Here is a 7,200-nt window from a genome sequence, read left to right on the forward strand (position 1 = left end):
TCTCCTTCACATTCCTTTGTATCATAACACACTTCCCGTGTTTTCTAAATATTCGATTACTTGCGAAAGATCGGCGCACGTGTGCCAAAGCACCTTGCGCATCTCGTCGTCCGGCACGATTTGATCCGGGATAAAAATCGACTGCATCTTTGCACGATGCGCGGCCAAAATGCCGTTTTTACTATCTTCCAGCACAAGACAGTTCGCCGGATCAGCGCCCAGCGCGTTGGCCGCCGCCAAAAAAATATCCGGCTCAGGCTTGGACCGGTAGCCATCCTTTCCCGATAAAACCGCTTTGGGATGCATCGCGAACCCCGCGTAGTCGCAAAACCGTTCAATATGATGGCGGAACGAACTCGAAGCGATCGCGTACGGAATTTGTTTTTGATCCAAATAGCCCATCAAGCGCCGCAAGCCTTTTTTATTCGCCGATCCGGGCGTTGGAAAAAAGCGAAAAAAATAATCCGCCCGCTCTTCCTGACAGCGCCGCATCACATCACCAATGCCCGGAAACCGATCCTCAAACAAAGCGATCCGCCGCGAATCGCAGCCAATCATCGCCTCGATGACCGTATCCGGCACCTGCGCCAGCCCGTTTTGATCCAGCGCCTTGCGAAACTGTCGTTTAAACATGCGCTCCGTATCAAACATCAATCCATCCATATCAAAAATAACCGCTTCAACCATCTCATTCACCATTTTCCTCTTCCACTTTCAACAAAAGCCCCAGTGGCGCCCCTTCCGTGCGCGTCTTCATATTTTCCTGAAAATTCCGTTTAAAATACAAGCTGTACAGCACATCCAAAATAAACGTGATCGACACGTTGCTTGAAAACCGGCCAATCCGCTCCGAGGCCGTCGACTCTTGCGAAGCAATCACAAGATGGTAGTCGCAGTACTTCTTAAACGTGTTGTCCCACAACGAGGAAATCAGCACGACGACATGCCCGTGCTTTCGCAAATACCGCAAAACCGGTTTCACCTCGCGAATCCGGCCTGCGTAGGTGATCACGATCGACATCGTTTCCTCGCGCGTCTGCAACGCCGCAAGCTCCTGGTCGTACACTTCCGTCAGCACGTGGACCCGCTTTCGCAGCTGCGCCATGTTTTGCTTGAAATTCAGAGCCAGATTGCGATGCTTCGTCGACGTGTACAAGTTGATATCCTGCGCGATTTCCATTCGATTGACAATCAGACGCAGCGTATTCAAATCCATAAAAGACGCCGTTTCGTCAATCGTGTCTTTTTCCAGGTTCGCCAGCGTCTGGATGACTTCATAATCCGTGCTTTGCTCGCCAAACGGCGCGTCGTAATCCGAAATCGTCTGCCGCTTGTTGGGAAGCTCCTGCATGATCTGAAAACGCAAATCCGCATACCCGCCAATTTCCAGTTTCTCGCACACCCGGTAAATCGTCGACAGCGACGTGTTCGCCTTTTGCGCCAGCTGGCGGCTCGTCAATTCGACCGCGTTGGCCGGATCTTCCAAAATCAAAGCCACGATTTGTTTTTCGGCCTGCGTCCAGCCCTGCATATATTCGAGTTTTGTAAAAATCGACATCTCGCCACCCCTTCCCCTTTTTTGTCAATCCGATCGTTTCGCCTCCAACGCGATCACTTCCGAAAACGGGATCCACCGCTTCGGATCGGCGTTCAGCTCTTTGCGATACCAGACGACGCCATGCCATCCGCCATGCTTGTGACCGCAAGCCGGCAGCGCGCCGCTCCAAACAAAGCCGCGCGCCTCGTGAAAGCGCAAGCTCGCCTCGTTTGTTTCCGTAATGCAGGCGACAATCCACCGGCATCCTTGCACGATCAAAAAGCGCTCCAGCGCCTCGTAAAGCGGGCCGGCCAAGCCAAAATGGTCGCCCGGCATAAAATAAATCGAAAGCTCCATACAAAACTGGTACGCGTCTTTGGAAAACGCCGGATGCGCCGCCGCGTAGCCGATGACGCGCCCGTCCCGTTCCGCCACGACCGCCGGATACATCGCAAGCTGCTGCTTCCACATCCTTTGAAACGCCTCGAATGGCTGGGGGCGCAAATCGAAAAGCGCCTCGCCATGCTCCACATAAAAACAATAAATCTCGTAAATCGCCGGAATGTCTTCCACTTGCGCGATTCGAATCATCTTATTCGATCTCCCAGCTGCAATCCGCCGTCAATCCCGCATCCGCGCGCCGGCCCGCCTCGTAGGCGATTTGGCCCGCGATCGCGATCATGCTCGCGTTATCGGTACAGCAGTACATCGGCGGCACCGTGAATTCAACGGCCGGGTATTTGTCTTGCAGCGCTTCCACTTTTTCACGCAGCCGCGAGTTCGCCGAAACGCCGCCGCCAACGACAAAATGCCGGATTTCCGGGTAATCGTCGAGCACGCGTTCCACCCGGGAGAAAATCTCGTTGAGCGCGGTTTCCTGAAAGCTGGCCGCCAGATCCGCCATCTCGAACGTCTGGCCGTTGCGCTCCATCCGCTTTACAAATTGCAGTACCCCCGACTTCAATCCCGAAAAAGAGAAATCGTACCGGCCTTCCGTTTTGGGCTGCGGCAGCGTGTACACCGGCTTGCCTTCTTTAGCCAGCTTGTCGATTTTCGGACCGCCCGGATAGCCAAGACCGAGCACGCGAGCCACCTTGTCGTACGCTTCGCCGATGGCGTCGTCTTGCGTTTCCCCTAAAATCTCGAAACTATGCTCGTCTTTCATATACACCAGTTCGGAATTGCCGCCGCTCACAATTAAGGCCAGCACCGGATACTTTAAGTCGACAACGAGCTCGTTGGCGTAAATGTGCCCGGCCAAATGATGCACCGGCACAAGCGGCTTATGATAGGCGAAAGCCAGCGTTTTGGCGGCTTGCACACCGACATGCAGGCAGCCAATGAGTCCCGGCCCTTTCGTGACGGCGACCGCGTCGATTTCCGCCATCGTCAGGCCGGCTTCCTGAAGCGCTTTTTCGATGCAAATCGAAATATTTTCCACATGGATGCGGCTCGCGACTTCCGGCACGACCCCGCCAAACTCCTTATGGGCGTCGATTTGTGTCGCCACAATGGACGACAATACGTCTTTTTTGTCTTTTACGATCGCAACCGCGGTTTCATCGCAGCTGCTTTCAATTCCCAATACGATCATTTTAGTCCAGCCCTCCTACCGGTTTGGTCATGATGACAGCGTCTTCTCCATCCGGATAATATTTTTTCGAAACATTGATTGGAATGAATCCATTTTTTTCATAAAGCTTTCTTCCCGCGTCGTTGGAGCTGCGCACTTCCAGCGTCACGACTTCGCAGCCCGCCAGTGCCGCTCTTCGCTCCAGCGCTTTCAGCAGCGTGTCCGCGTGGTGAAGCCGGCGTCTGGCCGGATGCACGCCGATGCGGGCCAGCTGCGCCGTTTCAAAGGTTTCCCATAAAAAAGCGTACGCGTGAATGCAGCCATCCTGCTCCAGGATCCAGCCATGCGAGAAAGGATTGCCCTCGATTTCGTATCGCACGTTGTCAATGCCCCACGGCTCTTTGAAACATTCTTTTTCCAGTTCGACAACTTGCGCGATGTCGTCGATTCCCATTTCCCGAATCATACTTTGTACGCGTCGCTTTCCTTCAAATATTGCGGGGCGAGCGTGTGCTTGTTTTCAATTTGGCGGTACAACGGCTCCAGCTCGATAAAGTTTTTCAAAAAATCCGCTTTTTCGCCGGCTTGTCCAATGAGGTGGGCATCCCCGTACAACGTCCCCGGATTTTCCTCGACAAACGTTTTCACGTCTTCCAGCGGCAAAATCGACGTTTCCCCGATGATTTCGCCATCTTCCAAATGGGCCACGTACGCCCGATTCGAGCGGGCATCCAAAATCACATTCGCCTTTCCTTGGGCGCCGCCATACAGCTGCATCGTGGACACGCAGCAGAGCGACTGCCCCATTTGCGTGCTCAGCACTTTCGCGATGGTCATCGCGATCCGGATGCCGGTGTAGCTGCCCGGCCCGTCCGTAATGACGATTCGGTCAATATCCGCATAGTCCACCCCGTTATTTTTTAAAAGCTTTTCCAATTCGATAAAAATCGTCTCACTTTGTTTTTTGAACGCCTCAAACGCCACGCCATCCAGCAAGCGGCCGTCCTCATACAAGCCCAAAACAAGGTTTTTATACGCGCTATCCATGCATAATGTGATCATGTTCATACTCCTCCACAATGGTTTTCGACTGCTCGCCCAGTCCGGTCATCTCAATGGAACGCTCTTCCCCGATTCCTTCCAGGATCCGGATTTCGATATGGTCGTCCGGAATCTGGTTGTCGATGAAATGCGACCACTCCACGACGCAAATCCCCTCGTCAAAGCATTCCTCGAAGCCAAGATCCTGGTCGATGCCTTCCAGACGATACGCGTCGATGTGGTAAAACGGCTTCCCGTCGCCTTGCCGATACGCTTTCATAATATTAAACGTGGGCGAGTTGATGACTTTTTTAACGCCAAGCGCTTTTCCAAACGTCTGGGTCCACGTCGTTTTTCCGGCACCCAGATCCCCGCTAAGACAAACCACGAGATCGTGGCCCTGGATTCGCGCGGCCATCGCCTGGGCAAAATTTTTCGTTTCCTGTAATGAATGGATTTCAAATTTCATGATTTCCTCCTGATTTGGGCATAATGATCCTTGATCGCCTTGATTTGCTCAAGGCGCCGTTTTACTTTAATTTCCGACCCCTGATCGCCTGGGGTGTAGTAGTGCCGGTCTTTGAGCGCGTCCGGCAGGCACTGCATATCCGTCATGTGGTACGCGAAATCGTGCGAGTACTCGTAGTTTTTTCCATACCCCAGATCTTCCATGAGCCGGGTCGGCGCGTTTCGGATTTGCATTGGAACCGGTTCGTTCAGCGTTTTTAGCGCGTCCGCCTTCGCGGCGTTGTACGCGGTTTCCAGCGCGTTTGATTTCGGAGCCAGACACAAATACACGACCGCGTGAGTCAAATGGACATTGCATTCGGGCATCCCCAAATAATGGGCCGCGTCGTAAGCCGCCACGCAAATTTCCAGCGCTCTGGAATCCGCCATGCCAATGTCTTCGCTCGCCATGCGAACGAGGCGGCGGGCGACATACAGCGGGTCTTCTCCGCCTTCCAGCATGCGGGCCAGCCAGTAGATCGCGGCGTCGACATCGGAATTTCGAACGCTTTTATGGAGCGCGGAAATGATATTGTAGTGTTCCTCGCCTTTTTTATCGTAAAGCAGCGAGCGGCGCTGCAAACACTGCTTTAAAATGTCTTTGGAAACGTGAATGCCGTAAACGTCGCTGGGGGAATTGTATACGACCATTTCCAGGGTGTTCAAACAAAAGCGGGCGTCCCCGTTGGAAAAGGCGGCGATCGCCGCGATGTCCTCTTCCTCGATTTCAATCGTAGTCGCGCCAAAGCCTTTGGGGGAATCAAGCGCCGTGTGAATGAGCTGGATCAAATCCTGGGTGTCCAGCGAGTTGAGCACGAACGTTCGACAGCGGGAAAGAAGTGCGGAATTGATTTCAAAGCTCGGGTTTTCCGTCGTCGCGCCAATCAAAATAATACTGCCTTTTTCCACGTATGGCAAAAAGGCGTCCTGCTGGGCTTTGTTGAAGCGATGAATCTCGTCGACAAAAACGATCGTCTTCTCTTTTGCCATCCGGTTTTGCTCGGCTTTTTTCATCACTTCCTTGATTTCGCGGATTCCGCTTTGCACTGCGGAAAAATCAATAAAATGCGACTGGGTCTGTTTGGCGATAATCCGCGCCAGCGTCGTCTTGCCCACACCGGGCGGTCCCCAAAAAATCATGGACGTGATTTGATCGTTTTCAATCATCCGCCAAAGCAAATTGCCTTGGGCGACAAGCTGCTTTTGCCCGACGTATTCTTCCAGCGTTTCCGGCCGCATCCGGTCGGCCAGGGGCTGAAAGACTTCGCCAGGTTTTTCACGCTCGTTATCCTCATCAAATAAAGAAGTTTGTATGGTTTCCATCATTGTATTCTCCGGGTTCTATTATAACACGGTTTGGGAAGCCGTTTCCATCAGGCACTAGCGGCGAAAAGCCGGGAATGTTTCACAAAAAAAGTCCTTTCCCAATGGATCGGACCTAAACGGAAAACGCACGCTACAAAATCGTTTCCATTCCGATTTTGTATGGCTTCATTCCCAGACTTTCGTAAAACGCCTGCGCGCCCGGATTGAGCGACCACACATTGAGCGTTACGTTGTAGCAGCCGCGTTCGCGAGCGTATGCCAGCACAAAATCGTACAGCGCCTTGCCAATGTGCTGGTGACGCGCCTGTTCATCCACGCAAATATCGTCGATATACAACGTTTCGATGTCGGCGAAGAGCCGGTCGCCGGCATGCCGCTGATGAACGCAAAACGCATACCCTTGGACCTCGTCGTTTTCGCAGCAAACAAAAACCGGCGTTTGGGGATTGTCCAAAATCGCCCCAAGTTCCTGTTCGTCGTATTTTGTCGTGTCCGGCCGGAACAAGTCGGGGCGTCCCTGGGCGTGAATCGAGTTGACTTGATGAAGCAGGCGGATCAAAGCGGGAATGTCCGCCTTTTGCGCTTTTCGCAAAGTTCGCATCAATACATTTCCTCCTTTGTGTTCAAACGAATTTCCTTCTTTTTTTCTTTTTTATTATAATACGGAGTGAGGTGAAGAATATGAAAACAATTCAAAAGAAATGGATAAACCTTTCTATCCTCTACGCGATTCTCGGTTTGGCCTCGGGCGTCTTTTACCGTGAATTCACAAAATGGAATGGTTTTACAGGAATTTCCTCCTTACGGGTGATGCATGTCCACTACATCGTGCTGGGCGCGTTGATGTTTTTGCTTTTGATTACCCTCGAGCAATCGTTTGGTTTCTCAAGCCAAAAAAGAAGCGGCCTTGTTCTTGCGCTGTATCAAATCGGATTAAACTGGACCGAGCTTTTGTTTCTTGTCCGCGGCATTTGCACCGTCAAAGCGATGAATCTGAGTTCGGCAGCTAACGCCGCGATTTCGGGAATTGCCGGGATCGGCCATATTTTGCTGGCGATTGGGTTGGTCTGGCTGCTGTTTCTTATAAAAAAGTCGATTGCGAAAGCGTAAGCGATCGACTTTTTCTTTTTGATTAAAACAGCACAAAAAAACCTCGCCAGCGGCAAGGTGGTCGTTCGATCTCTCAAAACCAGAAACACGCCTTCTTTCTCTTTCC

10 protein-coding genes are annotated in these 7,200 nt (G+C 52.3%); 1 reads left to right on the plus strand and 9 read right to left on the minus strand.

Annotated features, from left to right (window positions below; all coding sequences use genetic code 11):
• Window positions 1–21 precede the first annotated feature (21 nt).
• From ABNS49_RS09985 to ABNS49_RS10025, 9 genes are all read right to left on the minus strand, one after another.
• Window positions 22–699, minus strand: coding sequence for an HAD family phosphatase (locus ABNS49_RS09985; protein WP_135980908.1), 678 nt, complete (start codon window positions 697–699; stop codon window positions 22–24).
• On the minus strand, window positions 689–1,558 hold the full coding sequence (locus ABNS49_RS09990; RefSeq protein WP_135980909.1) for a MurR/RpiR family transcriptional regulator: 870 nt from the start codon (window positions 1,556–1,558) through the stop codon (window positions 689–691). The genes ABNS49_RS09985 and ABNS49_RS09990 overlap by 11 nt, the downstream gene beginning before the upstream one ends.
• A gap of 24 nt (window positions 1,559–1,582) precedes the next feature.
• Window positions 1,583–2,128, minus strand: a complete 546-nt coding sequence (locus ABNS49_RS09995) for a GNAT family N-acetyltransferase (protein ID WP_288342278.1) — start codon at window positions 2,126–2,128, stop codon at window positions 1,583–1,585.
• 1 nt (window position 2,129) lies between these two features.
• Entirely contained in the window at window positions 2,130–3,131 is a 1,002-nt protein-coding gene (gene tsaD, locus ABNS49_RS10000; RefSeq protein WP_135980911.1) for a tRNA (adenosine(37)-N6)-threonylcarbamoyltransferase complex transferase subunit TsaD, read from the minus strand.
• A gap of 1 nt (window position 3,132) precedes the next feature.
• Window positions 3,133–3,576: a ribosomal protein S18-alanine N-acetyltransferase gene (gene rimI, locus ABNS49_RS10005; protein WP_135980912.1), complete on the minus strand. Its 444-nt coding sequence runs from the start codon at window positions 3,574–3,576 to the stop codon at window positions 3,133–3,135.
• A complete protein-coding gene (tsaB, locus tag ABNS49_RS10010) occupies window positions 3,573–4,172 on the minus strand; it encodes a tRNA (adenosine(37)-N6)-threonylcarbamoyltransferase complex dimerization subunit type 1 TsaB (RefSeq protein ID WP_135980913.1) in 600 nt (199 codons plus the stop codon). Before tsaB ends, rimI begins: the two co-directional genes overlap by 4 nt.
• Window positions 4,150–4,620: a tRNA (adenosine(37)-N6)-threonylcarbamoyltransferase complex ATPase subunit type 1 TsaE gene (gene tsaE, locus ABNS49_RS10015; protein ID WP_135980914.1), complete on the minus strand. Its 471-nt coding sequence runs from the start codon at window positions 4,618–4,620 to the stop codon at window positions 4,150–4,152. The genes tsaB and tsaE overlap by 23 nt, the downstream gene beginning before the upstream one ends.
• On the minus strand, window positions 4,617–5,981 hold the full coding sequence (locus ABNS49_RS10020) for a replication-associated recombination protein A (RefSeq protein WP_135980920.1): 1,365 nt from the start codon (window positions 5,979–5,981) through the stop codon (window positions 4,617–4,619). Before ABNS49_RS10020 ends, tsaE begins: the two co-directional genes overlap by 4 nt.
• Window positions 5,982–6,114: 133 nt before the next feature.
• The gene (locus ABNS49_RS10025) at window positions 6,115–6,585 is read right to left on the minus strand and encodes a GNAT family N-acetyltransferase (protein ID WP_135980915.1); all 471 of its coding nucleotides are present in this window, start codon (window positions 6,583–6,585) and stop codon (window positions 6,115–6,117) included.
• 80 nt (window positions 6,586–6,665) lie between these two features.
• Between ABNS49_RS10025 and ABNS49_RS10030 the strand changes: the two genes are divergently transcribed.
• Window positions 6,666–7,094: a DUF2871 domain-containing protein gene (locus ABNS49_RS10030; protein WP_135980916.1), complete on the plus strand. Its 429-nt coding sequence runs from the start codon at window positions 6,666–6,668 to the stop codon at window positions 7,092–7,094.
• Window positions 7,095–7,200 lie beyond the last annotated feature (106 nt).

The organism is uncultured Dubosiella sp., from assembly GCF_964018005.1.
GTDB classification, from domain to species: Bacteria; Bacillota_I; Bacilli_A; order Erysipelotrichales; family Erysipelotrichaceae; genus Dubosiella; species Dubosiella muris.